The sequence below is a fragment of the Nocardia sp. NPDC056564 genome (genome assembly GCF_042793755.1).
Lineage (GTDB): Bacteria > Actinomycetota > Actinomycetes > Mycobacteriales > Mycobacteriaceae > Nocardia.
The window spans coordinates 83,993-110,564 of sequence record NZ_JBHTUR010000015.1; the positions used below are offsets into that span (position 1 = coordinate 83,993).

Genomic DNA, 26,572 nt, shown 5'->3' on the forward strand with positions numbered 1-26,572 from the left:
TATCTATCAAGCAGTATTTTCGATCCATGTCCGAAGCCCCTCGTCCCGATCTCGCCGCCATGATCGCCCCGCTCATGCGCACGCTCTTGGCGGTGGAAACGCCGGTGCTCGAACGGCATGAGCTGTCGATGTGGGGCTACGCGGTGCTGCTCGGACTCGGCAAGGAACCCGTGTACACGCAGGCCGCGCTGGCCAAGTCGATCAATGCGGACAAGACCCGGATCATCGGCGTGCTGGACGAATTGCAGCAGGGCGGATTGATCCGGCGCGAACCCGATCCGGCGGACCGGCGGGTCAATCTGGTGTCGCTCACGCCGGCCGGGCGCAGCCTGCGCGACCGGGTGCAGGCCGAGATCCAGAAGCGAGAGAATCAGCTGCTCGAGCAGCTTCCGGCGGCGGACCGGCGGGCCTTCCTGCGCTCGTTGCAGACGCTGGCCGCGCAGGCAGGCGAGCAGTCACAGTGAGCGCGCACACAGACCGCCGCACAGGTTTCCGCTGGTGGTGAGCCTCATGGCGACGCGTAACACGCAGGTCAACTAGCCTTAATACGTGCCGCGCACGGGAGGCGGGCACACTCTGACGCAACGGAGCGATCCCCCAGAGAAAGCGAACGCCGATGATCCTGGTGGCTCAGGTCAGCGATACACATTTCGATCTCGGCGCCCGCAACGCCGAACGGGCCGAACAGGTCATGGCCTTTCTCACCGGCCTGCGCCGCAGACCGGACGCGATCCTGGTCACCGGTGACGTCACCGATTCCGGCCAGCACGAGCAGTACGCCCAGGCCAGACTGGCGTTCGACATCGACATTCCGGTGTACGCCATCCCGGGCAACCACGACGATCGGGCCGCGTTCCGCAGCACGCTGCTCGGCGAGGCCGCCTCGACCGCGCCGATCAATCACGCGCACCGGGTCGGGGATCTGACCGTCGCACTGCTGGATTCGAGCATTCCCGGCGAGCCGAACGGGCGCCTCGCCGACGAGACCTACAGCTGGCTGCACGGCGTCCTCGCGACCGCGCCGGCCGACAAACCGATCCTGCTCGCCCTGCATCACCCGCCCGCGTACCTGTTCAGCCCGGTGGTCGACGAGATCTCGCTGGACGAGCCGGAGAAGTTCGCCGAGGTGGTGGCCGGCGACAAACGCATCGTCGCGGTGCTCACCGGTCACGCGCATTCCTCGGCGACAACCACATTCGCCGGACGCCCGCTGCTGGTCGCGCCGAGCACCGCGTCGGTGCTCGGCGGCCTCTGGGAACTCGACCCGCCCGACCACGTGATGGACTACGCGCCGGACCCGGCCGTCGCGCTGCACATGATCGATGAAAAACACAGCCTGACAACGCATTTCCGCAGCGTTACGATGGGCGGCCGGCTGGGCGTACTGCCGAGCTGATCGACCGCGCAGGCGGAGTTCGTTTAGCCGTCGCGGGTCCGGGCAGTCGAAGGGAAGACAGTTTCCCTCGACGCGAAGGAACTCCGATGACCGATCTCGCCGCCGCCGTAGTGCGCACCACCTTCGCGGCCGGGGCAAACCTGCGCCACGCCAGGGTTTTCCATCCCGACGGGCTGGACCTGGCCGGTCGGCTGCACGCGGAACCCGAGTTCGAGCACCTGTTCGGCGCGGGCGAACGCGCCGTCATCGCCCGCCTGTCGAAGGGTGCGGGCACCCCGGGTGGCCTGCCCGATGTGCTCGGCTTCGCGTTCCGGGTGCTCGATCGGCACGACGAGCCTTGGGATTTCGCGCTGGCGACCACCGGACGCGGGCCGCTGGGCCGGTTCTTGATCACACCGGCCCGCGGTTGGGTCCGCGCGGGCTACGGCAGCCTGATGCCCTATCGAGTGGGAAAGACCATGCCCGTGTGGTTCTTTGCCGAGCCGGACACCGGCCAGCCCGCCTCCGCGTCGTTGGCCGCGCTGACCGATCACCTGTCGGAGCATCCCCTCTCGTTCGAGTTGCGGGCGCGCGGCATGACCGGGCCGCCGGTGCGCCTGGCGGCGCTGACGCTACGGCTCGCGGAGCCCGCCGAGCACCGCACGGATTTCTTCGATCCCATGCTCAACCACCCCGACGGGGTGGAATTGCTGCCGAGGATCGTCGGCAAGGTCCGCGAATTCGCCTACGCGGGCAGCCGGAACGGGCGTGGCGAAGCCGAGTAACCGCCCGGCTCAGCGGCGTCCGGCCCGTTCGCGGCGATAGGCGGCGGGGGTGGCGCCGGTCCAGCGCTTGAACGCGTAGATGAAGGTCGAGGATTCCGCGTAGCCGAGGCGGATCGCCACGTCGCTCACCGAAAGCGGTGTGGCGGACAGCATTTCCTCGGCCAACGCGCGGCGCACCTCATCCAGTAGCGCACGGTAGCTGGTGCCAGCCGCGTCGAGATGGCGGCGCAGCGTGCGCGTGCTCATATTGAGATCGCGTGCGACGGAGTCGATTCCGGGCGGACCGGCGAATCCCTCGGTGCCGCCGGGCACCAGCAGCTCACGCACCTCCGCGGCGATGCCGGTGCGGGCGCGGCGGCGATGCACCAGGTCCCGGCACTGCGCCAGGCACATGGCCCAGGTCTGCTGATTCGCCTGCGGCAGTGGCTGATCCAGCACGGCGGGATCGATCGCGAACAGGTTGCGCGGCTGCCCGAACCGGGGCCGCACCACCGTGACCGCCTCGATCCGGTCGGCGTAATCCGGCTCCGGGAACCGGAATTCGGCCCTGGCCAGCGGCAGGTGCCGACCGAGCAGATCGCTCATCACCTGGTGCATCGCGGTGACGTCGCGTTCGACCAGGAACTGCCGCACGTCGGCCGGGATCAGCTCGTCGTGCACCCAGGCGATGAACTCCCCCGCCCGCCATTCGGCGACGGGCAGGCTGAAGGTGAAGCTCAACTCCAGATACCGCAGCGCGAACGAGATCGCCTCGCCGAGGGTCGGGCTGCTCACACAGGCGAAGCCGAAGATGCCGAAGGTGGTGATCCGGTACCGGCGGCCGATCTCCACCCCGAGCGCGGGCCGGTCGCCGAGTTCGCGGACCAGGTTGCGCACCACGGTCAGCTCGATATGCGCGTCGATCTGGGCGTCCGGGTCGCGCAGCACCGGCTCGGCCAACCCGGTTCCGGCCAGCATGCGCCCGGTGGGCACGCCGCACTCGCCCGCGTAGCCGACCATCAGCGCCACGCTGGCTATCCCGCGCGGAAAGTTCCAGTCGCGAATCCCCGGATCCTGCACCCGCTCCACATCGCTCAGTATGGCCGAATTTCTCTATTGGTTATCCCGACGCCCCCTACAGTGGAATTACCTTCGGTCTTGTGAGGAGTGTCACATGACAACAGGCAACCGGCCCTCGGTGCTCATCATCGGCGCGGGCTTCGGCGGCATCGGCATGGCGATCGAACTGCGCCGCAACGGTTTCCACGACCTCACCATCCTGGAGCGGGCCGCCGACCTCGGCGGGGTGTGGCGGGAGAACACCTATCCCGGCGCCGCCTGCGACGTCCCGTCCCCGCTGTACTCGTTCTCGTTCGAGCCGAAACCGGATTGGCCGCAGCGCTACTCCGGCCGCGCCGCCATCCACGCCTACCTGCGCGGGGTCGCGGAGCGCAACGGCGTGCTGGACGCGATCGAGTTCGGCGCCGACGTGACCGCTGCCGAATTCGACGACGCGTCCGGGCGCTGGACGGTCCGCACCGCGGACGGGACGGCCCGGACGGCGGACATCCTGATCTCCGCGGTCGGTCAGCTGTCGCGGCCCGCGCTGCCGAATCTGCCCGGCGTCGACAGTTTCGCGGGCCCGGCGTTCCATTCCGCCGAGTGGGACCACGGGGTCGAGCTGGCCGGCAAGCGGGTCGCGTGTATCGGCACCGGCGCCAGCGCCATCCAGTACATCCCGGAGATCCAGCCGACGGTCGCGCACCTCACCCTGTTCCAGCGCACCCCGGCCTGGGTGATCCCCAAGTTCGACACCGACTACTCCCCGATTCAGCACACGCTGTTCGCCCGGCTGCCCGGCGCGCTGCTGGCCGAGCGCTTCGGCTGGTGGGCGATCGCCGATTTCGTCTCGCTCGGCCTGGTCGAGTTTCCGGCCATCGCGCGGCTGGTGGCCCGGATCGCCGACCGCCATCTGCGCAAACAGGTGACCGACCCGCGGCTGCGGGCCGTGCTCACCCCCGACTACCCGATCGGCTGCAAGCGCGCGCTGTTCTCCAACGACTACTACCCCGCGCTGACCCAGCCGAACGTCCACGTGGAGACCACCGCGATCACCGAGGTGGTGCCCGAGGGCGTGCGCACCGCGGACGGCACGGTGCACCCGGCCGACGTGATCATCTACGGCACCGGCTTCAAGGGCACCGAATTCCTCTGGCCGATGGACATCTACGGTCGGGCGGGGCACAAGCTGTCCGACGCCTGGGCCGGCGGCGCGCACGCCTACTACGGCATCGCGGTGCCGGACTTCCCGAATCTGTTCCTGGTCTACGGGCCGAACACCAACCTCAGCGCGGGCTCGATCATCTACATGATCGAATCCCAGACCCGCTACATCCGGCAGGCCGTCGAGCTGCTCGGGCGCAGGCCGGGACACACCCTAGAGGTCCGCGCGGATCATGAGCAGCGGTTCAACACGGCGCTGCAACAACGCCTCGACCGCACGCCGTGGAACTTCTGCTCGAGCTGGTACCGCAATGCCGCGGGACGCATCACCAACAACTGGCCGGGCTCGCAGACCAGTTACCGCCGCCGCATCCGCAAGCTCGACCGGCAGGCCTACACCCTCACCCCGGTCGCATGACGGCGCGCCGAACGCACACACTGGCAGACTTGTGCCGTGACTGGACGCCCGATAGCTGACGGAACGGCCGAACCCGGGCCGCTACGACCGATCGAGCTGGCGGTCGGGGCGGTGCTCGGCGGGGCCACCGTCGGATTGGTGACGGTCGGCACGGTGGTCCCGTTCGCGGCCGCGCTGAATCTGGTCGCCGCGGTGCCCATGGGATTGATCGCGCAGCGGTTCCGGCTGCGCGCGCTGATCACCGCGGCCGTCGCCGCGACCGTGGTCACCTTCGTCGCGACCGGCCTGGTCGCCACCACCGGGCTGATGGCGACGGCGACCATCGCGGGCATCATCGGCACGACCAAGCGGCGCGGCGGTGGACTGGCGTCGGTGCTCGGCCTGTCGGCCGTCGCCGGTCTGCTTTGGGCCGGCTTCGCGGTCGGCCTGCTGCAACTGTTCTCCGCGGGGCGGAATCTGCTCTTCGACACCCTGCGCAACACCTCGCGGGGCATTCAGGATCTCGCCGCCCGCCAGCAGCAGCTCGAGCCGCTCGGGCGCGCGGCGGCCGATCTCACCGATTCCGTGCTGCGCTGGTGGTGGGCCTGGGTCGGCGGCGGGGTCGCCTCGGGCATGATCGCGACCGCGCTGTTCTCCTGGTTCGTGCTCGGCTCGGTGCTCGACCGGCTGACCTGGCTGCCCGGCCAGGACCGCCTGGACGCGCCCGCCGACGATCGCCCGATCGCGCCGCTGCCGGTGACGTTGCGCGGCGTCGCCTTCCGCTATCCCGGCGCGCCGCGCGACGCGCTCAGCGGCATCGACCTGACCGTCGAGGTCGGCGAGTTCGTCGCGGTGGTCGGGCACAACGGCTCCGGGAAGTCGACGCTGACCCGCCTGCTCGCCGGACTGCCGCCGACTGCGGGAACGGTGCGGCGGCCCGGCTCCGCGGGGCTCGGGCATCAAGGCGGCACCGCGCTGGTGTTGCAGCGACCGGAGAGTCAGACCCTCGGCGTGCTGGTCGCCGACGACGTGGTGTGGGGCCTGCCGACCGAGCTCGCCGCCGAGGTCGACGTCGCGGCGCTGCTGGGCGAGGTCGGCCTGGACGGCATGGGCGACAAGGAGACCGCCACGCTGTCCGGCGGGCAGCAGCAGCGGCTCGCGGTCGCGGCGGCGCTCGCGCGCAAGCCCGCGCTGCTCATCGCCGACGAGGCGACCTCGATGATCGATCCGGACGGACGGCGCGAACTCGTCGAACTGCTTGCGGCGCTGCCGAAACGGCATTCGATGGCGGTCGTGCTGGTCACCCACCACGAGGCCGACGCGGCGGCGGCGGGCCGCGTGGTGCATCTGGAGCGGGGACGCGCGGTCGAGCGATTGCCCGCCTGGCCGCGTCCGGCGCGCGACGTGCGGCGCAGGCCGATGGGCGACACCATCCTCGAACTGCGTGACGTCCAATACACCTACAACCGTGGCACTCCCTGGGAGGCAGCGGCGCTGCACTCGGTGGACCTGACGGTGCGCCGCGGTGAGGCGCTGCTGATCGTCGGCGGCAACGGGTCGGGCAAGTCCACGCTGGCCTGGATCATGGCCGGCCTGATCGAACCCAGTTCCGGCCGTTGCGAACTCGCGGGCAAGGCGGTCACCGGGCAGATCGGCCGCGTCGAGCTGGCGTTCCAGCACTCCCGGCTGCAACTGCAGAAGCAGACGGTCGGCGCGGAGATCGCGGACTGGGGCGGACGAGCCACCGGTTCCGGCGCGGTGGGGCGGGCGCTGGATGCCGTGGGCCTGGATCGGACGCTCGCCGCGCGGTCCATCGAGGAACTCAGCGGCGGACAGGCCAAACGGGTGGTGCTCGCCGCGATCGTCGCCTGCCATCCCCAGGTGGTGGTGCTCGACGAGCCGCTGGCCGGGCTCGACCCCGAGGGGCGCGCGGACATCGTGGAACTGCTTGCGCGGCTGCGTGATTCCGGGTTGACGCTGATCGTCATCTCGCACGACGTGGAGGACATGTCCGCGGTGGTGGACCGGACGGTGCATCTGCGCTCCGGCCGGCTGCTCGCGGCCGACTCGGTGACCGACCCCGTCGCCGAGGACGCGACACACCAGTCCGAGGCCCGGCCCGCCGCACCGCTGCGGCCGCCGGGCGACGCCGCGTGGCGGCTCGAGCGTGGAGGCCGGTCATGAGTGTGGTGCTGTTTCGCCGGGTCCCGGTGACCAGCCCGGTGCACAACCTGTGGGCGGGCACCAAGATGATCAGCGCGTTCCTGATCAGCTTCCTGCTGATGTTCCTGCCGACCTGGCCGGTGCTCGGCGTGATGATCGTGTTCCTGGTCTTCATCGGGGTGCTCGCCCGGCTGCCGCTCGGCACGCTTCCCCGGCTGCCCTGGTGGTTCTGGGGACTGCTCGTGCTCGGCGTGCTGCTCAACGCTCCGGTCGGCACGCAGGCCGTGGTGCGGTACGCGCAGACGGTGGTCTTCGCGCTGATCATGGTCGCCGCGTCGTTCCTGGTCGCCTGGACCACGCCGATGAGCGACATCGCGCCCGCACTGGCCAAGCTCGGCGCGCCGTTGCGCAAACTCCGGGTGCCGGTGGACGAATGGGCCGTCGTGGTCGCGCTGACGCTGCGCGGCCTGCCGCTGCTGATGGAGGAGATCCGGGTGCTGCGCGCGGCCCGCAAGCTCCGGCCCAAGGACAACCTGCTCTACCTGGCCACCGAGAACCCGCTCATCGACATCCTGACCGCCGCCATGGCCGTATCCACCCGGCGCGCAGGCGAACTCGGCGAGGCGATCACCGCGCGCGGCGGCACCGGCGAGCTCGCCGCCTATCCCAGCTCGCCGGGGCGTGCCGACGCGATCGCGCTGGCCGTCGTCGTCGTGGTGTGCGCGGGCAGCGCCGTGCTCGGCTTCGCGCTGTTGTAGCCGCCTGCCTAACCCGCCGGCCGACCGCAGCGCGCGATACTGACCGGGTGGGCGACGGCGACGAGGTACCGGCTTGGCAGCGGCGGACAGCCGGTGAATCGCGGCTGGCGGCCACCGCCGCGGTGATCGCGATCATCGCCTTGCAGGTAGTGTTGCCGGATCGATTCTTACCCGAGCCTGAATGGTTGCTACCCGGGTTGGAGGGCCTGCTTTTGGTGGTCGTACTGGTCGCGAATCCGGTGCGGATCGACCGCGAGGAGAAGTGGTTCCGCTGGCTGGGACTGGCCCTGGTCGGACTGCTCGGAGTCGCGACAGCATATTCGGCGGATCGATTGGTGGCCGGCCTGATCGACGGCACGCTCAGCGACGATCCGGCCCGGCTGCTCGGGTCCGGCGGCGCGGTCTGGCTGACCAATGTGGTGGTGTTCGGCCTGGGCTACTGGGAGTTCGATCGAGGCGGCCCGGCGGCCCGGGCACACGCCCGAAAGCCCTTGCCGGACTTCATGTTCGTCCAGATGCAGAGCCCCGAACTAGCCGGCCCGGACTGGGAGCCGCAGTTCATGGACTACCTGTATCTGTCGTTCACCAACGCGACCGCGTTCAGCCCGACCGACGTGATGCCGATGTCGCGCTGGGCCAAGGCGATGATGATGGTGCAGTCGGCGATCTCGCTGATTCTGGCCGCCCTGGTCATCGCCCGCGCGATCAACGTACTGCATTGACGAACGTGAATAGCCAACCACTATAACCGGATTCGCGGTTTCGGAAAAGGACACAAGCCCCCTATTCCATGGGCTGAAGCCCGGCGCGGGCGGTAGAGTTATCTACGGAGTAGCTGTTGTTTCAATCGCATCGCTGCCGCGCACCACAGTGGGGGAAAGGGATTCGACGTTGCGCGGCGTTCTCCGCTGCTCGAAACCTGATGAAGAACGGAACACCCGAATGATTCTCCGCACAATCACCGCGGCCGCCGTGCCCCTGGTCGCCGCTGTCGCGGTCGGCGCAGGCACGGTCCATGCCCAGCCCGCCGCGCAGGCACCCGAGATCGGGTACGAGGCGAAGCTGGTGGGAGACAAGATCATCACCACCCTGACCGGTGGTTCGTTCGACGTGACCGGCAATGTCGTCGACGTCAAAGACGAGGCCGGGCGCACGGTGGTCACCATGCCGCTGGCGTTCCGGCAGGACGGGCTGGAGTTCCCGCTACCGCATGCCGTGCGCGACGCAGGCCGGGTCCTGGAACTAACCGTGGTCAAGGACGTCGCCGAGGCTCGCCCGGTCCCGGCGACCGAGATCGCCTCGCCGTTCGAGAACCAGCGGGCGCAGGACGCGTTCCTGTCCCAGTTCGGCATCGCCACCGCGGTCGGCGGGTTCATCGGCACCGTGATCGGCGCGCTGGTCGGACTGACCGGCATCCTCGGCGGCCCGACCGTGATCGCCAGCGTGCTGGCGGGCGCGGCGGTCGGCGGGATCATCGGCACCATCGTGGCCGGCGGCCCGACGCTGATCGTCGCGGGCATCGACCTGCTCAGCACGCTCGCCGCGCCGCCGGGAACGACCAAGTGGATGGACGAGACCGGCCGCGCCAAGAACTGACGACCGATGGACGCGGCCCGTACCGAAATCTTCGGTACGGGCCGCGTCGTCGTTTACCCGGCAGGGCGCGTTACCGTTCGTGGCAACCAGGTGCGACCGGCACGCCCGCCACCCGGTCCGCGAGATAGGACATCGCCCCGAACGATTCGATGACGGCGGCCGGGTTGTGGCCGGGCACCGCCGAATGCACCGAGGTGATGATCGCGCCCTGGCCGCAGTACCGGCCGAGCAAATCGGTGAACCCGGCGACCGGAACCACGTCGTCGCTGGTGCTGTGATACAGGTACATCGGGATGCCCGGGGCCGGAGTGCCGAGTTCGTGCGGATCGGTTGCCGCACGGAAACTGGGGTGGGACAACAGGTTCGGCACCGAAGCGAAGTCGTCGACGCGGGCGTTGACGTACTTCGTCACCAGATCCGGGCCGCACGCGGCGCCGTCGGTGGCGATCATCGCGCGGCCCCGATCGTTGAGCAGATCCATGATTCCGGCGCCCGGGTTGTCCCGGGTGGCGGCGATGACGACCAGCATGGCCAGGCCGGCCTGCATGGTGCCGTCCACGTGCTGGGCGATGGCAGGCCAGTTCGACGGGACACCGCCGGCGGCGATGCCCGCGATGCGCACGTCCGGCGCGTACTGCGGCTGCATCTGCGCGGCCCACAGGGTGGCGAAGGCGCCGCCCGAATACCCCCACGCGGCAATCGGAGTCGACGGGCCGAGCCCGGCGGCGGGCAGGTCGCGGGCGGCACGGATACCGTCCAGCACGCCGCGGCCGGAATTGACGCCGTCCAGGAACCGGGACTGCGGGCCCTCGTGATCGCTGGTCACCACGGCCCAGCCGCGGCGCAGCGCGTCGGCCATGAACGGGGTGTCGATCAGCGCCTGGGCGCCGCCGGGATCACCGCCGCCGCGCAGCGCGTACGAGGGCGCGCAGCGGGAGCCCAGGCTGTCCTCGGCGACCTGGTACGACAGCAGCGGCCGCGGGCCGGGGCCGAGCCACGGCACCATCGGCACCATGACGGTGGCCACGTCGGCGACCGCCGCGCCGCTCGCGTCGGAGCTGCGGTACTTGACCTGCCAGGTCGACACCGGAAGCGGCAGGCCGAACAACGCGGTCTGCCGGGAGTCCACGATCGCACCCGCGGGATAGGCGGCGAGGTCGGCGGGCGCGGCGTAGAACGGATCGGCGTCGGGTGCGGGCACTTGCGCTTGCGCGGCCGGCGCGGTGATCAGCGTCGAGGCCACGAGCGCCGCCGCCGCGACCGCCGAGGATCCGGCTCTGGCCAGCGCCGCGCCGAGGCGCCGGACCGGTGCTGCGGGTGGTGCACTGCCGAGGAGCGATGTCCCCCTACCGATTCCATGCGGAGTCGCCATGGCAGGCAACCTACCTTGCCGGTGCCCGAACCCGTCAGCACTCGCTCGACGTTTCGCCGACACGCCGAATTCTTTGCCGGAACGACACATTCGGCCGACCGTCGCTGATAGCGCGGATTTATCGTCTCCACCCGCTCCGTGGATGCTGCGCATGGAGCCCTCCGCTGTCCGGCGAGGCGCGACGGAGCGCACCGACGCGACCCTGCGCCCACCAACTCCGGCCTCGGGGGATTGACAGTACGGACCGACCGCCCCCTCCAGCAACGGTCAACCACGGTCATCCCCACCGCCGCAATGTCCGTCCGCGCAGCCGAAAGTCACAGCGCGGTCATCTGGCTGCGGTCCGCCCAGGGAAACTGGGCGGAAATCGAGTCGAGTCAAATGGTCGCTAGCTGATCTTGAACAGCAACCATATGACTCGACTCGATGAGCGGTCGGTGCCGGCGGTCACTTCTGCTGGTGCAGAGCCTTCTTGGCGGCTTCCTGGGCGGAATCGACCTGACTGGCGAACTTGCCGTCGGTCTTCTGGTCGACGAGGTCACCGGCCTTGTCGATGACGGTCTCCACCTTGTCCGCGTTCTGCTGGGCCAGGTCGAGCGCCTTGTTCGCCAGGTTCTTGAAGTCCACCGTGTACTCCTCGTCCGAGATGGGTCCCACCGCGCCTCACTGTAATCGGCGGCGGTGATCCGCCGCCGCCCGGCGATCAGTCCGAGGCGCCCAACCAGGCCGGATGCCACAGGCGGCCCGTCTCGGTCCAGTTCATGAAGCGCACCCGGCCATGGATTTTCGGCGTCACCCAGACGGCTTCCTTGCGTTCCTCGGCGGTCAACTCGTTGTCGAACGGGCTGGTCTTGCGTTCGGTCGGGCCGAGGCGCTTGGCCAGCTCCCGCATGTCGGTGTCGTTGAAGCCGGTGCCGACGCGTCCGACGTAGATCAGCCTGCCCTCATAGGGGATGCCGACGAGCAGTGACTTGAAGTCGCGTGCGTCGCTGCGCCGCCAGCCGCCGATCACCACCTCCTGAGTGCGCCAGTTGCGCTGCTTCACCCACGAATGACCGCGCTTACCGGGCAGATACACCGAATCCTTGCGCTTGGCGACCACCCCCTCCATGCCGTGCTCCTGGCTGTAGCGCACCGCGTCGGCGCCGGAACCGTCCAGCCGGGGCGGCACGACCATCGAGGGTGCGGTGCCCGCGAGCGCCTCCAGCACCCGGCGCCGGTCCGAATACCGTTTGCGGACAAGCGAAGTACCGTCCAGGTAGAGCACGTCGAAGGCGACGAACACCGCGCGCGCCGCATCCGCCTGCAACAGGCCGAGATTGGCGACCCCGTGGTCGTCGAAGACCACCGCCTCACCGTCCAGGACCACGCTGTGCCCGGCCAATTCGTCGGCCAGCGCGGCGATCCCCGGATATCTGGCGGTCACCACATTGCCCACTCGGCTACGCAAGGTCATTGTGCCGGAGTCTATTTCGGCGATCAGCCGGAAGCCGTCCCACTTCGTCTCGAACGCCCACTCGGCGGCGTCCTGGTCGGTGACGTCGCCGGGGGTGGCCAGCATGGGCGAGAGTCCGCGCGGGAACGCCGCCGGGCCACTGGGCACCCGGATGATCCGGCCGGACGGCGTATCCGGGTCCGTACCGAGCGCTTTCGCGCGGTCGCCGTGCTGTTCGCGCATCAGATGCATCAACCACTGGTTGCCGTTGGTCTGGATCAGCGCGTACCGCCCGTTGAGCCGCTCGCCGTGGAATTCGACGATCACCTCGTCGTCGCGCCACTTCTCGGTCTCGTAGGTGCCCGAATCCCAGATGGTCATCTCCCCGGCGCCGTACTCCCCCTTCGGGATGGCGCCGTGGAAATCCAGGTACTCCAGCGGATGGTCCTCGGTGTGCACGGCGAGCCGGTTCTGGTTCGAACTGGTCGGCGGTCCTTTCGGCACGGCCCAGGAGACCAGCACGCCGCCGCGTTCCAGGCGTACGTCCCAATGCAGCCGTCGCGCATGATGTTCCTGCACGACGTAGCGATTGCCCGCGCTCGGCGCGGGCCGGTCGGCGGGCACCGGCTCGGGGGTGCGGGCCGGGTCGCGCATCGATCGATACTTCGCCAGCGCGTCGGCGCCGGATTCCGCGGAGGCGGTATTGCCCTCCAGCAGTAGCGGATCCAGCTCGGCGAGCAGGTCGCCATCGTCGCGCCAGCGGGCGAGCACCTCGTCGAAGCGCAACTGCCGCAGCTTCTTCCGGCGCTCGATCTCCTTCCAGCTGCGCGGGGCGGCCGCGTTGGGCTGTTCGCGGCCGCGCAGCGAGTACGGCGCGATCGTGGTCTTGGACGGATTGTTCTGGCTCCAGTCCAGGAAAACCTTGCCGCCGCGCACCGATTTCGCCATCGTGGCGGTCACCAGGTCGGGGTGCAGCTTCTCCAGATTGGTCGCGACCTGCTTGGCGACCGTGGACGCGCCGCCCGAACTCAGCTCCCGATCCAGCGGGACGTAGATGTGAATTCCCTTGCTACCGCTGGTCACCGGGAAGGCGTGCAGCCCGATCCCCTCGACCATCTCGCGCACCGCGAGCGCGACCCGCGCGCATTCGGCCAGCCCGGTGCCTGGCCCCGGATCGAGATCGAACACCAGCCTGGTCGCCGGGCCGACCGCGTCGCCGTCGAAGCGCCATTGCTGCACATGGATTTCCAGCGCCGCCTGCTGCCCGAGCCAGGCCAGCCCGGCCTCGGAGTCGATCACCGGATAGGTGACCTTGCGATCGGAATGCTGGATGGTGTGCCGTTCGATCCAGGACGGCGCGTGCGCGGGCAGGTTCTTCTCGAAGAAGGATGGTTCGTCGACCCCGTTGGGCCAGCGCTTCCTGGTGACCGGCCGCCCGGCGATGTGCGGGAGCATGGCCGGCGCGATCGCCGAATAGTAGGCGATCACTTCGCCTTTGGTGGTGCCGGTGGCCGGATACAGCACTTTGTCGAGGTTGCTGAGCTCAACCTCGATGCCACCGAACTTCCGGCGGGATGCCATGCAATCGAGTCTAGAGGCGGGGACCGACAGAAAGCCGGATCCCCGCCGCTCGTCAGACCTGCGGGCCCGAGCTGTCCATGCCCGGCGCGTCCGGGGTGTCCGGCGTGGTGCCCGGCGCGCCCGCGCCGCCCGGCTGACCCGGCGCACCCGGCTGATCCTCCGGCGGGACCACCTTCTTGGCGGCCTCCTTGCCCTTGGCGATCTTGTCCGAGTACTTGCCCTGGGTCTTCTGGTCGATGAAATCGCCGCCCTTGTCGATGGCGTCGTTGATCTTGTCGGCGTTCTTGGCCGCCGCGTCCTTGCCCTTGCCGACGAGGCCCTTCAGAGTATCCGCGAAGCTCATAGCATTCGTTCCTTCCTCTAGCCCACTAGCAGGATGTCGTCAACCCACATCTTCCCACCACGAATCCCGCGGTGCGGTGCTACCTGGCTCGACCCGCTGACCGGGCATCGGAATCGCGATCGCCGTGCCTGCCGCCTCGGCCGCGGTCACCATGCGCCGCACCGGCTCCGACCAACCATGGAAGGCGAGATTGAAGGTGGCCCAGTGGATCGGCACCAGCAGGCCGTGCCCGGCCGCGCCCGTGCACAGGTCGGCGTGCGCGCGCACCGCCTCCTCCGGATTCATGTGCACGTCGCGCCACCGCTCGTCGTAGGCGCCGATGGGCAGCAGGGTCAGGTCGAACGGGCCGAGGGCCGCGCCGGCTTCGGCGAACGCCTTGGTGTAGCCGGTGTCGCCGCCGAAGTACGCGCGCCTGGTCGGGCCGACGATCGACCACGACGCCCACAGCGTGGTGTTGCGGACCAGGCCGCGACCGGAGAAGTGCCGCGCCTCGGTACAGGTGAGCACCAGATCCGAACCCTGGTGCGCCCGGCCCAGCGCGGACAGCGAAACCGAACCGCCCCAATCCAATTCGATGATCCGGCGCTCCGGCACCCCCCAGTGCCGCAGGTGCGCGCCGATGCCGACCGGAACCAGGAACGGCGCGGTCTGGCGCAGCACCAGCTCGCGGACCGTGTCCTTGTCCAGGTGGTCGTAGTGGTCGTGCGAGATGATCACCGCGTCCACCGCGGGCAGCTCGGACAGCGGCGTCGGCACCGGATGCATCCGGCTCGGGCCGACCAGCGCGGACGGCGAAACCCGTTCGCTCCACACCGGATCGGTGAGCACCCGGTAGCCGTCGATCTCGATCAGCGCGGTGGCGTGGCCGTACCAGGTGACGGCCAGGTCGGCCGCGGTGTCCGGCAGCTGCGGAGTCTGCAGCGGGATCACTCCGGCCGGACGGCCCACGTTGCGCTTGGTGAGCGCCGAAACCAGCAGCGACGGTGCGGATCCCGCGGCCAGCTGGCTGCTCGGCTCGGTGTTGTGGAATTGCCGATTGCGGTAGGTCGCCGCCCCGGCCGCGTACGGCTGGATGGCGTTGATCGAGGCGCCCATCGCGGACGGGATGCCCCACGCCGCGCGAACCACCCAGGTCAGGCCCAGTGCGCCGGCCGCGGCCACGGCAATGCTGCGAATGTTCATCAGCGCCCCAGGAATTTCGCGGCGCGCTTCTCTTGTCTGGCCAGCCGGCCCTCCTGCGCGTCGGCGCTGGTCCAGGCGGCCTCGAGCGCGGCGCGCTGCTGGGCGTTGTCCGGCTCGCGGGTGCCGTCGTCGTTGAGCTCCAGCTTCATGTGCCGCAGCGACAGCGGGGCGAGCTGGGCGATCTGCTTGGCCCAGGACTGCGCGTCGGCCAGCGAGCCGAGCCGGTTGGCGAAGCCGAAGTTGTAGGCGTCGGCCGCCGTCACCTGGTCCGCGCCGAGCAGGATGGTCCTGGCCGGGCCGCCGCCGATCAGCGAGACCAGCCTGCGCACCGTCCACCGGTCCACCGAGATGCCGAGCTTGGCCGCGGGCACCGCGATGTAGGCGTCCGGCGCGACGACCCGCAGATCCGAGGCGAGGGCCACCTGCACGCCCGCGCCGAGCGCGCCGCCGTTGATCGCCGAGATCACCGGTACCGGAACCGACTCGATGGTGTGCAGCATGTCCTGGAGTCCGTCGAGGAACTCCTCGGAGTAGACGCCGGACAGGTCCGCGCCCGCGCTGAAGATCGGGCCGCGCCCGGTTATCACGATTACCCGCGCGTCATCGGCGACGGCGGCGAGGACGGCTTCGCGCAGCAGCGTGATGAGTTCGAGGTTCAGCGCGTTGCGCCGCTCCTCACGCTGAAGTTCGATGGTCACCACGTCACCGTCTCGGCTAACTCCGAGCATGCGACCTCCCCAACTGAACGATCCGTCTAGTTACATTCACTTTGCCACAGCCGACGGCGTAGACCGCTGAAGCGGATACGATCGGCGGCTGTGCCGACAGACTTCGACCTCCTGGTGATCGGCGCTGGTCAGGCCGGGCTGTCAGCTGGCTATCATCTCCAGCGCCTCGGGCTGCGCCCCGAGCAGGACTTTCTCATCGTGGACCACGCGCCAGGTCCGGGCGGAGCCTGGCAGTTCCGCTGGCCCTCGCTCACCCTGACCACGGTCAATCGGGTGCACGACCTGCCGGGCATGTCGTTCGCCGAGACCTTGCCGCCCGGCTCGGAGTCCGCGCCCGCGGCGACCGCGGTGCCGCACTACTACGAGCTCTACGAGAAGCACTTCGATCTGCGGGTCCGCAGGCAGGTTTCGGTGCGGGTGGTCTGCGACCGGACCGAGGACGGAAGCCCGGCCGAGCACGGACCGATCCTCAACGCGGAGACCGACTCGGCGGGCACGATCCGGGTGCGCGGCCTGATCAACGGGACCGGGACCTGGGAACATCCGTTCATCCCGCGCTATCGCGGCGCGGAGACGTTCGCCGGACGGCAGCTGCACACGCACGACTACCGCAGCGCGGCGGAGTTCGCCGGTAAGCATGTGGTGGTGGTCGGCGGCGGCATCTCGGCGGTGCAGTTGCTCGACGAGATCTCCCAGGTCACCTCGACCACCTGGGTGACCCGCACCGAACCGATCTTCCGGGACGCGTCGTTCGGCCCGGAGGACGGGCGCGCGGCGGTCGCCAAGGTCGAGGACCGGGTACGTCGCGGACTGCCGCCCGGATCGGTGGTCTCGGTGACCGGGCTGCGGCTCGACGACCGGCTCCGGGCCGCCCAGCGACGCGGCGCGCTGCACCGCCTGCCGATGTTCGACCACATCGAACCGGACGGCGTGCGCTGGCCCGACGGCACCTTCCAACCCGCCCAGGTCATCCTCTGGGCCACCGGATTCCGCAGCGCCCTGGACCATTTGGCCCCACTACGCCTCCGCGGCCCCGGCGGCGGCATCACCATGACCGGCCAACTCGCCACCCAGGTAGCCGCCGACCCCCGCATCCACCTCATCGGCTACGGCCCCTCCGCCAGCACCATCGGCGCGAACCGCGCAGGCCGAGCCGCAGCCGTAGAACTGACCCGCTATCTGGGTTTGGGTTAGTCCAGGCCTGCGGTCATGGTGTCGGGGTGGGCGCCGACGCGGGTGTTGTTGTCGAGGGCGTTGATGGCGTCCATTTGGTCGCGGGAGAGTTCGAAGGCGAAGACGTCGAGGTTTTCGGCGATTCGGGAGGGGGTGACGGACTTGGGGATGACGATGTTGCCGAGTTGGAGGTGCCAGCGGATGATCACCTGGGCGGGGGTGCGGTCGACGGCGGCGGCGATCGAGGTGATCGTTGGGTCGTCGAGCAGGGTGCCCTGGCCGAGCGGGCTCCACGCCTCGGTGGCGATGGCGTGGCCGGCGTGGAAGTCGCGCAGTTCGCGCTGGGCCAGCCGCGGGTGTAGCTCGATCTGGTTCACCACGGGGGTTTCGCCGGTCTCCCCGATGAGCCGCTCCAGGTGGGCGACGGTGAAATTCGATACGCCGATCGACTTGATCCGGCCCTGTGACTTCAGTGCTTGGAACGCGCGGAACGTGTCGATGTAGCGATCGGCCTGGGCCACCGGCCAGTGGATGAGGTACAGGTCGACGTAGTCCAGGCCGAGCTTCTGCATGCTCGTGTCGAACGCGCGCAGCGTCGAATCGAAGCCTTGGTCGGCATTCCACAGCTTGGTGGTGACGTAGATCTCGTCGCGCGGCAGACCGAAATCACGGATCGCGCGCCCGGTGCCTTCTTCGTTGCCATAGACCGCCGCGGTATCGATGCTGCGGTAGCCGGCCTCCAGCGCCGCGGTGACGACCGGGGTCACCTCGTCGTCGGGCACCTGGAAGACGCCGAAGCCCAGCTGCGGGATCACGTTGCCGTCGTTCAGGATGATCGAGGGTATGGCGGAGGTCTCGCTTCTGAAGGTCACCCTGCGACGGTAGAAGTGTGGCGGCGAGCCGTCAACGCTGCCCCTTGGCGTGTTGAGCCCAGGTTTACCGCCCGACCTGCACTTTCTCACCGGCCGACAGTGACGGTCATGACGCGGTAAGGCGCGCTACGCGACTCGGTTAGCGGCACTGCACACCGAGGTCGGCCATCGCCTCGAAGACGCCGGCGGCCTTGCGGATATCGCGGCGCACGGTCTCCGGGGCGTCACCCGACTGCAACCGACGCCGGATCTCCGCGTGCAGCGCGCGATCGATGCCGGCGAGGACGGCCGCCAGCAACCGTGGCGTCGCGTCCCGTCTGCCCGCGCCGGTCGACTCCGCGATGGCCTCGGCGAGCGCGGCCTCGGTCTGTTCACCGAGCAGCCGCAGCCGCGCCTGCAGCGCCGGACTCGCCTCGACCACGTGCCAGAACGCGGCCGCGTCGGCGGACAGGCCCAAAGTTGGCTCGTCGCGCCGCAGTTCGTCCAGAAACAGCCTGCGCACCGCCGCCGCGGGCGACTCATCGGCGGCACGTCGCCGCACCGCGCCCGCGAGCCGTTCGACCACCTCGGCCTGCCGATCGAAGAAGAGATCCTCCTTGGTCGGGAAGTAGTTGAAGACGGTGTTGATCGACACCCGGGCGGCGTCGGCCACCTCGGCGACGGTGACCCGGTCGAAGCCGTGCGCGATGAACAGCCCCGTCGCGGCATCGGCGATAGCCCGCCGGGTTGCCTGCTTCTTTTCCTCGCGCAGCGCCATGGCCCTCCTTGTCGATGCGCCAAATCATAGCGTCACGCCATTTTTGGTGTGACACCAAATATCGATGCTACGGTCGGCCCATGGCTCTTCGATTCGGGATCTACGCGGGCGGGCTCGGCGCCGACGAACACGGCAATCTCACACCAGGACCGCCGGAGCGGGCCGAACAGATCGGTGCGGCGCTCGACGCGCTGCACGGCGAACATCCGTTCCTGACCCGGGGATATCTGCTCTATGGCGAGGACATCGGCGGCATGCACGAGGCACCGCCGGACGTCGCGCAATACGCGCGGACGAACCGGAAGCTGGACCTGGTGGTGTGCTTTCGCGATCGCGGCAGCGACCTGTCGGGATGGTTGGACTACCTCCGCGCCCAACTCCGGCGGTTCGGTGCGCGGCTCGCGTCGTTGCAGATCGCCGAGGAAGCCAATCACGCGGGTCCCGGTGGGGACGGCGGATTTCCGGCGGTGCGGCAGGCGATCGTCGAGGGGGTGCTCGCGGCGAAGGAAGAGGCCGGACGACTCGGGCTGAATGTGCGGATCGGGTGCAATTCGACACCGATCCTCGAGCCCGCGCAGGAGTTCTGGACCGATCTCGGGCGGCGCGGCGGGCAGGACTTCATCGACGCGCTCGACTACGTGGGGTTGGACTTCTTTCCGGATGTGTTCCGGCCCATCGCTGCCGAGCGGTTGACCGACGCCGTCACCGCGGTGCTGACCGGATTCCGGCGGCAGAGCCTGGCCGCCGCCGGCATTCCGGAGTCGACGCCGTTGCACATCACCGAGACCGGCTGGCCGACCGGGCCGGGCCGGTCGTACGCGCGGCAGGAAGCGGTGCTGGACAGCGTGGTTCGCACGGTCGACGCGCTCGCGCCGACGCTCAATATCGACACCTACGAGCATTTCGCGCTGCGCGACGCGGACACCGGGCGCGACGACATGAACTTCGAATTCGGTTTGCTGCGTTCGGATTACACGGCGAAGCCGGCGTTTGCGCGGTATCGGGAGTTGATCGCGGAGTTCAGCGCGCCGGGTGCCTAGCCGTGCGTCGCGGAGGGGAGGCCGAGGCGGCGGTAGCGCTGTTGGCGCAGGGTGCGCAGTTCGGCGGCGGGGCGCTGGCGGAGCCGGGCCAGTTCGTCGGCGATGGCGGCGCCCATGCGGCGGGCGAAGTCGACCGGTTCGTCGGCGGCATCGGGGTATTCGGGGACGATGCGGTCCACCACACCGTCGGCGAGCAGGTCGGCGGCGCGGATGCGTTGGGACTCGGCCAGTTCCGCGGCGTGCTCGGTGTCGCGGTGGACGATGGCGCTCGCGCCCTCCGGCGGCAGCGGGGCCAGCCAGCCGTAGGTGGCGGCCAGGACCCGGTCGGCGGGGAGCAGAGCCAGCGCGCCGCCGCCGGTGCCCTGGCCGAGCAGCACCGAGACGGTCGGAGTGGCCAATGTCACCAAATCCGCGATGCAGCGGGCGATCTCGGGGGCCAATCCGCGCTCCTCGGCCTCCCTCGACAGGGCGGCGCCGGACGTGTCGATCACCAGCACGAGCGGCAACCGCAACTCTTCGGCAAGCGCCATGCTGCGGCGCGCCTCCCGTAACGCGGCGGGCCCCATGGAGTACCCGCCCTGCTGTCCGGATCGGTCGTGCCCGAACACCACGCACGGCTGGCCGCGGAAGCGCGCCAGTGCGTGCACCACGGTCCGATCGGCCTCGCCCTGCCCGGTTCCGCTCAGCGGAACCCGCTGTGTCACATGGCGTAACAGGTCCCGAATGCCGGGGCGGTCCGGGCGGCGGGAGATCACGACGGACTCCCATGCCGAGACGGCTTCGGGCAGCTCCCGGCGGGGGCGTGAAATCTGTTCGCCCGCAGTCGAATCCGGAATACCGGTGAGGACACTCAGCGCACGATGGGCGATCCGCCGGAAGATGGAAACCGTGATGGCACCGTCGATAACCCCACGGCGGTAAAGGTTTTCGGCGGTCTGCACACCCTCGGGAAACGGCTGACCGTAGAGCGCCTGATAGACGCGCGGCCCGAGAAACCCGATCAGCGCGCCGGGTTCGGCAAAAGTCATGTGCCCCAACGAACCCCACGAGGCGAAGACCCCGCCCATGGTGGGATTGCGCAAGTAGACCAGGTAGGGGTGGCCGGCGGACTTGTGCGCGGCGACCGCACCGGCGATCTTCACCATCTGCACGAACGCGACGGTGCCCTCTTGCATACGGGTGCCGCCGGAGGTCGGCGAAGCGATCAGGGGCAGCCCGAGTTCGGTCGCGCGCTCGACCGCGGACACGATCCGTTCCGCGGCGGCGACCCCGATCGAACCGGCCAAAAAGCCGAACTCGCAGGCGATTACGGCGACCCGACGGCCACGCAGCAGTCCCTCGCCGGTGAGCACCGACTCATCGGTGCCCGCCGCGACCGCAGCCTTCCGCAACGCCTCGCGGTATCGCGTGGTCGCGGCCACCTCGATCGGTGGCCGGTCCCAGCTGACATACGAGTCGGTGTCGAGCAGTTGCCCGAGTAGTTCGCGCGCCGAAATCCTCACCGCGCGAGCACTCAGTAGCCCTGCATCACCTTGCGCAGGGCGTACTCGGTGAGCGCGACCAAGGCCTGCTTGGCCGGCTCGCGACGCCGGGCGTCGATGGACAGGATCGGTACGTCCGCCGGGACCGCGAGGGCCTGCCGGATGTCCTCGATCGGGTATCGCGGCGCGTCGTCGAATTCGTTGAGCGCCACCAGGAACGGTAGGCCGCGCGCTTCGAAGTAGTCGACGGCAGCGAAGCTGTCCTCGAGCCTGCGGGTGTCGACCAGCACCACGGCGCCGATGGCGCCGCGGATCAGGTCGTCCCACATGAACCAGAATCGGTACTGGCCCGGCGTACCGAAGAGGTATAGCACCAGATCGTCGGCGAGGCTGATCCGGCCGAAGTCCATCGCCACGGTGGTGGTCGACTTCATCGGGATGCCCGTCAAATTGTCGATTCCGGTACTGGCATTGGTCACCAATGCCTCGGTGCGCAGCGGAACGATCTCCGAGACAGCACCGACCATCGTGGTCTTACCGACACCGAAGCCACCCGCGACCACGATCTTCGCCGACGTTGGCTTGCTGGTACGGGTGTCGACCTGCGCCGTCGAATCAAATACGCCGGAGTCCACTGAGAACCCTTTCGATCAGCTCGCGACGTTCATCGTCGCTGGAATCGTCTTTCAAAGTCGCCGAAACGCGTACATGCCCGGCCTCGATCAGGTCGGCAACCAGCACGCGAGCCACCCCGATGGGGATACCAAGTCGGGCTGCTACCTCAGCGACGGACGGCGATTCTCTGCACAACTCCACGATTGACGTCTCGATGTTGGTCAGTTCGAACTGCCGCTCCAGGGCGACCGGATGCGATGCGACGAGAGCCTCCAACGCCAACTCGACCGCGGGCCTCGTTCGGCCTGCGGTCAACGAGTATGGGCGGACGAGACTGGGCTCGGCGCTCCCCAAGCGGTGATCTTCTATGTCCATCCCACCATCAGGAACCCATCGTGACGCGTGGCGTGGCCTGAACTGTCTGGCCAACCCGCTCGACCAACAACGCCATCTCGTAGCCGACCTGACCGATGTCGCACGACGTGTTGGTCAGCACGGCAAGGTACGAGCCGTCGCCGACCGCCATGAGTAGCAGGTAGCCGTGCTCCATCTCGACGACGGACTGCAGCACGGTGCCGCCCTCGAACAGGTTCGAGACGCCGACCGAGAGGCTGGCCAGTCCGGCGGTAACGGCCGAGAGCTGCTCGGCACGGTCGACGGGCAGCTGAGCGCTCGCGGCCATGAGTAGGCCGTCAGCCGAGACCAGGACGGCATGGGCTACGCCAGGAACCTCGTTGGCGAAGTTCGAAACCAGCCAATCCAGCTGACGATTCGTACCACCTAGATCGGGGTTCATCGGTCTCCTTTATCTCCGGTTAAGTTCATTGCTCTCATTGCGCGGCCGTCCCGGACGCCCTGCTGATGGCGGCTCAGGCTGGACCTGATTGTTTCTGGATCACGGCTCGGTGCTCGTTCCACCGCACCGTTGACGGCGCCCGGGACCAGCCTTCCGCCCGGATTGCGTTGCGGCAACCCGGCCGCCGTCCTGGTTTCGGATTGTGCCTCGCTGGCCGCTCGAGCCGCCTGCCATCCTTCATCACCGGGTGATTCGAAGGAGGCGGCCACGGTGGACCTGTCCATATTCGGGTCTGACAGCCACGCCGACATCATTTCCGCGAAAATCGGTGTCCCACCCATGACGGAATCGCCGGTCTCGACCGCGGGCTGAAGCCTGGTCTGGAAGAACGACGCCGTCCTGGTCGGGTTGGCGCGGTAACTGTGCCTGCCTGGATCGCCGCCTGCGGCCTCCGCATCCTTCGGCTGCTCGTCGACGCCGGGCAGCGTACCCCGGCCGCGCGGGGACAGGCCAAGGCCCGGCGCGGAATCCCGCTGCGGCAGAGCGTCACCCGGCTCGCGCTGCGGCAGGTTCGGCGGCACCTGGGTGCCCGGCTGCCGTTGCGGCAGGCCGGTCGGTGTCGTCTCCCGCTGCGGCAGGCTCGCGGCGGCGTGCCGCTGGCCACCGGCGTTCGGATCCCGCTGCGGCAGACCCGAATCGCGCTGCGGCAAACCGCCCGCACTCGGATCACGCTGGGGCAGGCCGCTCGCACTCGGATCACGCTGCGGCAAGCCACCGGACGCGGACTCCCGCTGCGGCAGACCACCGGAACTCGGATCGCGCTGCGGCAGGCTCGATTCGCGTTGCGGCAGGCCGCCTACGGTCGGCTCGCGCTGCGGCAGCCCACCCGCGCTCGGATCCCGTTGCGGCAGACCACCGGACGCGGACTCCCGCTGCGGCAGGCCGTTCTCGCCGCGCTGCCGCCGGGGCAGTCCGCCCGCGGTGGGTTCGCGCTGCGGCAGACCACCGGCGGTCGGTTCGCGCTGCGGCAAGCCGCCCACGCCCGGATCACGCTGCGGCAGACCACCGGACGCGGACTCCCGCTGCGGCAGGTCGCCGGCACCAGGATCACGCTGTGGCAAACCACCGGCATTCGGGTCGCGCTGCGGCAGGCCCTCCCGCTGCGGCAAGCCACTCGGCCCGGTCTGCCGCTGCGGCAGACCGCCCGACACGCTGTCGCGCTGGGGCAGGCCGCCCGCGCCCGGGTCCCGCTGCGGCAGGCCACCCGGCGCGGAATCCCGTTGCGGGAGCCCGTTCTCGCCACGCTGACGCTGCGGCAGGCCGCTGGGCGGCTGCGCGAGACCACTGATGCTGGGCTGCGGTACGCCGTTGCTGCCCGGCTGACGCTTGGGCAGCTCGCCCGAATTCGCGTCCCGCGGCGGCAGACCCGTCACGGTCGGCTCGGCCGGGGCGCCCGGCTGCCGCGGCGGCGGACCGCCGGGAGCGAGGTTGCGCTTGGGTAGGTTCGCGGCGGCGAGCTTGCCCCGCTGCGGCCCACCGGACTGCTGGCCACCCGGTGCGGGGCGCAGCGTCGCGCCCGACTGCTGGGCGTTCGATTGCAGCCCGGACGCCATGGAGTTACCCGGCTGCCGCTGCGGCAGCCCGCCGCCGGCCGGGATCGGCCCGCTGGGGTTGGCCTTGGTGATCGGCAGCGGTCCGCTGACGCCGGGATCGACGGTCACCATGACATTGCCGCCGGGGGTCCGGGTGATCGCCCGCATCTGCATCGACGACGGGGCGGCCGGCCGCGGCCGCTCGCCCGCCTGCGGCGACGGGGTGACCGGCTGCGCGGTGATCGGCTTGCCCGCGACGATGAGCCCGCCGGGGACGTGCACGGTCACCGTGACGCCCGGATCGCGCGCGGTGTCGAAGGTCGGGCGCAGCCGCACGGTGAGACCGTGCCGCTCGGCCAGCCGGCCGACCACGAAAAGACCCATGTGCCGGGCGGTATCGGGGCCGGGCTCCGCGGTCTGTTCCAATCGCCGGTTGATATCGGCCATTTCGGACGGCGGCATACCGATACCCCGGTCGGCCACCTCGATGAGCATGCCCTGGTCGTGCGCCTGCGCGAAGGTGAACTTCACGTCGGTCTCCGGCGGGGAGGCGCGCAGCGCGTTGTCCAGCAGCTCGGCGAACAGGTGCGCCATGTCGGAGGCGGCGGGCTCGACCAGCGAACCACGCGGCGTGGCACCCAGTTTCACGCGCTCGTAGTCCTCGACCTCGGAGATCGCGGCCCGCAGCACGTCGGCGATCTCGACCGGAGCCGACTTCGCGCGACGCTGCCTGGTGCCGGCCAGGATGAGCAGGTTGTCGCCGTTACGACGCATGCGAGCCGCGAGATGGTCGAGCCGGAACAGGTTCTCCAGCAGCCGCGGGTCCTTCTCGTCGTACTCCATCGCCTCGATCAGGCTGAGCTGATGGTCGACCAGCGACTTGGACCGCCGGGCCAGCGTCTCGAACATGTCGTTGACCTGGGAACGCATCTGCGCCTGGTCGCTCGCGAGGCGCAGCGCCTGGCCGTGGATGTCGTCGACCGCGCGGGCCAGCTGGCCGATCTCCTCGGTGCTGCGCACCGGCATCGGTTCCAGCGGCACCTCTTCCGGCGAGGCGCCGTTGCGGAGCTGGGCCACCTCGTGCGGCAGGTCGCTCTCGGCGACCCGCAGGGCGGCCAGGCGAAGCCGGTGCAGCGGCACGATCATCGAGCGCGCCACGAACACCGCGAGCAACAGCGCCGCGAGAATGGTGGCGACGACGACCGCGGTGTAGGTCCACGCGTCCCGTTGCGCGGTGGACACCAGCGCGTTCATCGCGCTGTCGATGTCCTTGGTCGCCCGGCTCACCACGAGCTCGTAGACCGCGAGACTGTCGGTGAGCGACTTCTTCAGGTCGCCGACCGGAATCTGTCCGGCCTGCGACTGCGGGCTGTTCAGCAGCGTCACGCGCGTGTCGATGCCCGCGCGCAGATCGGCGATCGAGGTGTCCCCGTCGGCGAACCGGTGCGACAGCACGCCGAGCAGCGAGCGCTCGGTGTTGGCCGCGGTGAGGAAGCCCGGCGTGCCTACCTTCGGGTCCTTCAACACTTCCGGGAACGCGGCGACCTCGCCGACCAGCGTCGCACGCGTGTTGAGCGAGTCGACCAGACGCAGCTTGGCCGTGTCGACCGCGGTGTCACTGACCTGGCCGACCGTCGTCTCGACGATCCGCACGCTGTCGTTGCGTACCCGGTCGATCAGGCCGATGGCGTCCGAGCTGGGCCCGGTGGTGACGTTCTTGCCTTGCTGCCGAACGGCTTTTGCCTGATTGAGCATGCTGTCCAGCGCCGAACGCGCGCCGGACACACCACTGAGCTTGTCGGCGGCCTTCTCCGCGTTGGCAATCGCCTTGTCGAGATCGGCGAGGTTCTGGTCGGTCACCACCGAGACGTTCGGCGCGACCGCGATCATCTGCGAACCGACGGTCGTCGCCGTCTGCGCGCTCAACGCGGTGACGGCCGGAATGGCCTGGACGTTCTCCGCGACGTCGGCGAGCCGACCCGAGTTGGTGAACTCCGATGAAATCCTGGACACGCCAAGGCCTACCGCGACGGCCAGCGGGACGGCGAGCACTGCCGTCACCTTCCAGCGCAGGTCCCAGTTGCCGAGCGCCCAGCGCCTTCTGCCGGACCTAGCGGCCTCACGCATCTCCCACTCACTTTCCAAACTGGCCCCAACCACGCGCCATCAGCGAACCTCCACACGCATACTGGCTCGACAGGCGGAGCTGGCCGAGAACTGCGGCTGGCCGAGAAATTGCGTCTACGACGGCCCAAATAAGTGACATCAGATTCTAACGGATCAATAACTTCTTGGGTGACTCCGAGTAAGCATGCGACCCTTGACCTGG

The 26,572-nt window shown here is 69.3% G+C and carries 24 protein-coding genes; 10 read left to right on the forward strand and 14 right to left on the reverse strand.

Translation table 11 applies throughout. The annotated features are described in order from the left end of the window. The first annotated feature begins 26 nt into the window (after positions 1-26). The 3 genes from ACFQ9K_RS31015 (at position 27) to ACFQ9K_RS31025 (ending at position 2,160) form a co-directional block, all read left to right on the forward strand. A complete protein-coding gene (locus ACFQ9K_RS31015; RefSeq protein WP_378720266.1) occupies positions 27-464 on the forward strand; it encodes a MarR family winged helix-turn-helix transcriptional regulator in 438 nt (145 codons plus the stop codon). Between the two features lie 152 nt (positions 465-616). Then, positions 617-1,396 (forward strand): metallophosphoesterase, encoded by a 780-nt coding sequence (locus tag ACFQ9K_RS31020; protein ID WP_378983934.1) that lies wholly within the window; start codon positions 617-619, stop codon positions 1,394-1,396. Positions 1,397-1,482: 86 nt separating this feature from the next. Next, complete coding sequence (locus ACFQ9K_RS31025; RefSeq protein WP_378720268.1) at positions 1,483-2,160, forward strand: phosphodiesterase; 678 nt, start codon at positions 1,483-1,485, stop codon at positions 2,158-2,160. Positions 2,161-2,169: 9 nt separating this feature from the next. Here ACFQ9K_RS31025 and ACFQ9K_RS31030 read toward each other — a convergent pair whose 3' ends face one another. Next, positions 2,170-3,228, reverse strand: a complete 1,059-nt coding sequence (locus ACFQ9K_RS31030; protein WP_378720270.1) for an AraC family transcriptional regulator — start codon at positions 3,226-3,228, stop codon at positions 2,170-2,172. Positions 3,229-3,313: 85 nt separating this feature from the next. Here ACFQ9K_RS31030 and ACFQ9K_RS31035 point away from each other — a divergent pair, with 85 nt between their 5' ends. The 5 genes from ACFQ9K_RS31035 (at position 3,314) to ACFQ9K_RS31055 (ending at position 9,276) form a co-directional block, all read left to right on the forward strand. After that, entirely contained in the window at positions 3,314-4,780 is a 1,467-nt protein-coding gene (locus tag ACFQ9K_RS31035) for a flavin-containing monooxygenase (protein ID WP_378720271.1), read from the forward strand. A gap of 36 nt (positions 4,781-4,816) precedes the next feature. Next, a complete protein-coding gene (locus ACFQ9K_RS31040; RefSeq protein ID WP_378720272.1) occupies positions 4,817-6,943 on the forward strand; it encodes an ATP-binding cassette domain-containing protein in 2,127 nt (708 codons plus the stop codon). Further along, entirely contained in the window at positions 6,940-7,680 is a 741-nt protein-coding gene (locus ACFQ9K_RS31045; RefSeq protein WP_378720274.1) for an energy-coupling factor transporter transmembrane component T family protein, read from the forward strand. The genes ACFQ9K_RS31040 and ACFQ9K_RS31045 overlap by 4 nt, the downstream gene beginning before the upstream one ends. A 47-nt stretch (positions 7,681-7,727) precedes the next feature. Beyond that, positions 7,728-8,402, forward strand: a complete 675-nt coding sequence (locus ACFQ9K_RS31050; RefSeq protein ID WP_378720275.1) for a hypothetical protein — start codon at positions 7,728-7,730, stop codon at positions 8,400-8,402. 220 nt (positions 8,403-8,622) lie between these two features. Further along, entirely contained in the window at positions 8,623-9,276 is a 654-nt protein-coding gene (locus ACFQ9K_RS31055; protein WP_378720277.1) for an ammonium transporter, read from the forward strand. A 70-nt stretch (positions 9,277-9,346) separates the two neighbouring features. Here ACFQ9K_RS31055 and ACFQ9K_RS31060 read toward each other — a convergent pair whose 3' ends face one another. From ACFQ9K_RS31060 to ACFQ9K_RS31085, 6 genes are all read right to left on the reverse strand, one after another. Further along, the gene (locus ACFQ9K_RS31060; RefSeq protein ID WP_378722563.1) at positions 9,347-10,648 is read right to left on the reverse strand and encodes a lipase family protein; all 1,302 of its coding nucleotides are present in this window, start codon (positions 10,646-10,648) and stop codon (positions 9,347-9,349) included. A gap of 447 nt (positions 10,649-11,095) precedes the next feature. Then, on the reverse strand, positions 11,096-11,305 hold the full coding sequence (locus ACFQ9K_RS31065) for an antitoxin (protein WP_378722562.1): 210 nt from the start codon (positions 11,303-11,305) through the stop codon (positions 11,096-11,098). Positions 11,306-11,351: 46 nt separating this feature from the next. Beyond that, positions 11,352-13,664: an ATP-dependent DNA ligase gene (locus tag ACFQ9K_RS31070; protein WP_378722561.1), complete on the reverse strand. Its 2,313-nt coding sequence runs from the start codon at positions 13,662-13,664 to the stop codon at positions 11,352-11,354. Between the two features lie 52 nt (positions 13,665-13,716). Beyond that, on the reverse strand, positions 13,717-14,007 hold the full coding sequence (locus tag ACFQ9K_RS31075) for an antitoxin (protein WP_378722560.1): 291 nt from the start codon (positions 14,005-14,007) through the stop codon (positions 13,717-13,719). 39 nt (positions 14,008-14,046) lie between these two features. Beyond that, positions 14,047-15,189, reverse strand: coding sequence for an MBL fold metallo-hydrolase (locus ACFQ9K_RS31080; RefSeq protein WP_378722559.1), 1,143 nt, complete (start codon positions 15,187-15,189; stop codon positions 14,047-14,049). Beyond that, positions 15,189-15,917 (reverse strand): enoyl-CoA hydratase, encoded by a 729-nt coding sequence (locus tag ACFQ9K_RS31085; RefSeq protein ID WP_378722558.1) that lies wholly within the window; start codon positions 15,915-15,917, stop codon positions 15,189-15,191. Before ACFQ9K_RS31085 ends, ACFQ9K_RS31080 begins: the two co-directional genes overlap by 1 nt. Before the next feature lie 90 nt (positions 15,918-16,007). On the opposite strand from ACFQ9K_RS31085, the gene ACFQ9K_RS31090 reads away from it, so the two are divergent. Continuing rightward, on the forward strand, positions 16,008-17,111 hold the full coding sequence (locus tag ACFQ9K_RS31090; protein WP_378722557.1) for an NAD(P)-binding domain-containing protein: 1,104 nt from the start codon (positions 16,008-16,010) through the stop codon (positions 17,109-17,111). On the opposite strand, the gene ACFQ9K_RS31095 is transcribed toward ACFQ9K_RS31090, so the two are convergent. Continuing rightward, on the reverse strand, positions 17,108-17,962 hold the full coding sequence (locus ACFQ9K_RS31095; protein WP_378722556.1) for an aldo/keto reductase: 855 nt from the start codon (positions 17,960-17,962) through the stop codon (positions 17,108-17,110). The two genes, ACFQ9K_RS31090 and ACFQ9K_RS31095, sit on opposite strands and share 4 nt — an antisense overlap. Positions 17,963-18,101: 139 nt before the next feature. After that, positions 18,102-18,719, reverse strand: a complete 618-nt coding sequence (locus ACFQ9K_RS31100) for a TetR/AcrR family transcriptional regulator (RefSeq protein WP_378722555.1) — start codon at positions 18,717-18,719, stop codon at positions 18,102-18,104. A gap of 80 nt (positions 18,720-18,799) precedes the next feature. Between ACFQ9K_RS31100 and ACFQ9K_RS31105 the strand changes: the two genes are divergently transcribed. Further along, positions 18,800-19,759: a hypothetical protein gene (locus ACFQ9K_RS31105; RefSeq protein WP_378722554.1), complete on the forward strand. Its 960-nt coding sequence runs from the start codon at positions 18,800-18,802 to the stop codon at positions 19,757-19,759. Here the strand turns inward: ACFQ9K_RS31105 and ACFQ9K_RS31110 are convergent. The 5 genes from ACFQ9K_RS31110 to ACFQ9K_RS31130 form a co-directional block, all read right to left on the reverse strand. Further along, positions 19,756-21,261, reverse strand: coding sequence for a carboxyl transferase domain-containing protein (locus ACFQ9K_RS31110; RefSeq protein WP_378722553.1), 1,506 nt, complete (start codon positions 21,259-21,261; stop codon positions 19,756-19,758). The two genes, ACFQ9K_RS31105 and ACFQ9K_RS31110, sit on opposite strands and share 4 nt — an antisense overlap. An 11-nt stretch (positions 21,262-21,272) precedes the next feature. Then, a complete protein-coding gene (locus tag ACFQ9K_RS31115; RefSeq protein WP_228541077.1) occupies positions 21,273-21,767 on the reverse strand; it encodes an ATP/GTP-binding protein in 495 nt (164 codons plus the stop codon). An 88-nt stretch (positions 21,768-21,855) separates the two neighbouring features. Continuing rightward, the gene (locus ACFQ9K_RS31120) at positions 21,856-22,230 is read right to left on the reverse strand and encodes a DUF742 domain-containing protein (RefSeq protein ID WP_040731099.1); all 375 of its coding nucleotides are present in this window, start codon (positions 22,228-22,230) and stop codon (positions 21,856-21,858) included. 7 nt (positions 22,231-22,237) lie between these two features. After that, positions 22,238-22,651, reverse strand: a complete 414-nt coding sequence (locus ACFQ9K_RS31125; protein WP_011207200.1) for a roadblock/LC7 domain-containing protein — start codon at positions 22,649-22,651, stop codon at positions 22,238-22,240. After that, a complete protein-coding gene (locus ACFQ9K_RS31130) occupies positions 22,648-26,370 on the reverse strand; it encodes an ATP-binding protein (RefSeq protein WP_378722552.1) in 3,723 nt (1,240 codons plus the stop codon). Before ACFQ9K_RS31130 ends, ACFQ9K_RS31125 begins: the two co-directional genes overlap by 4 nt. Positions 26,371-26,572: the final 202 nt, after the last annotated feature.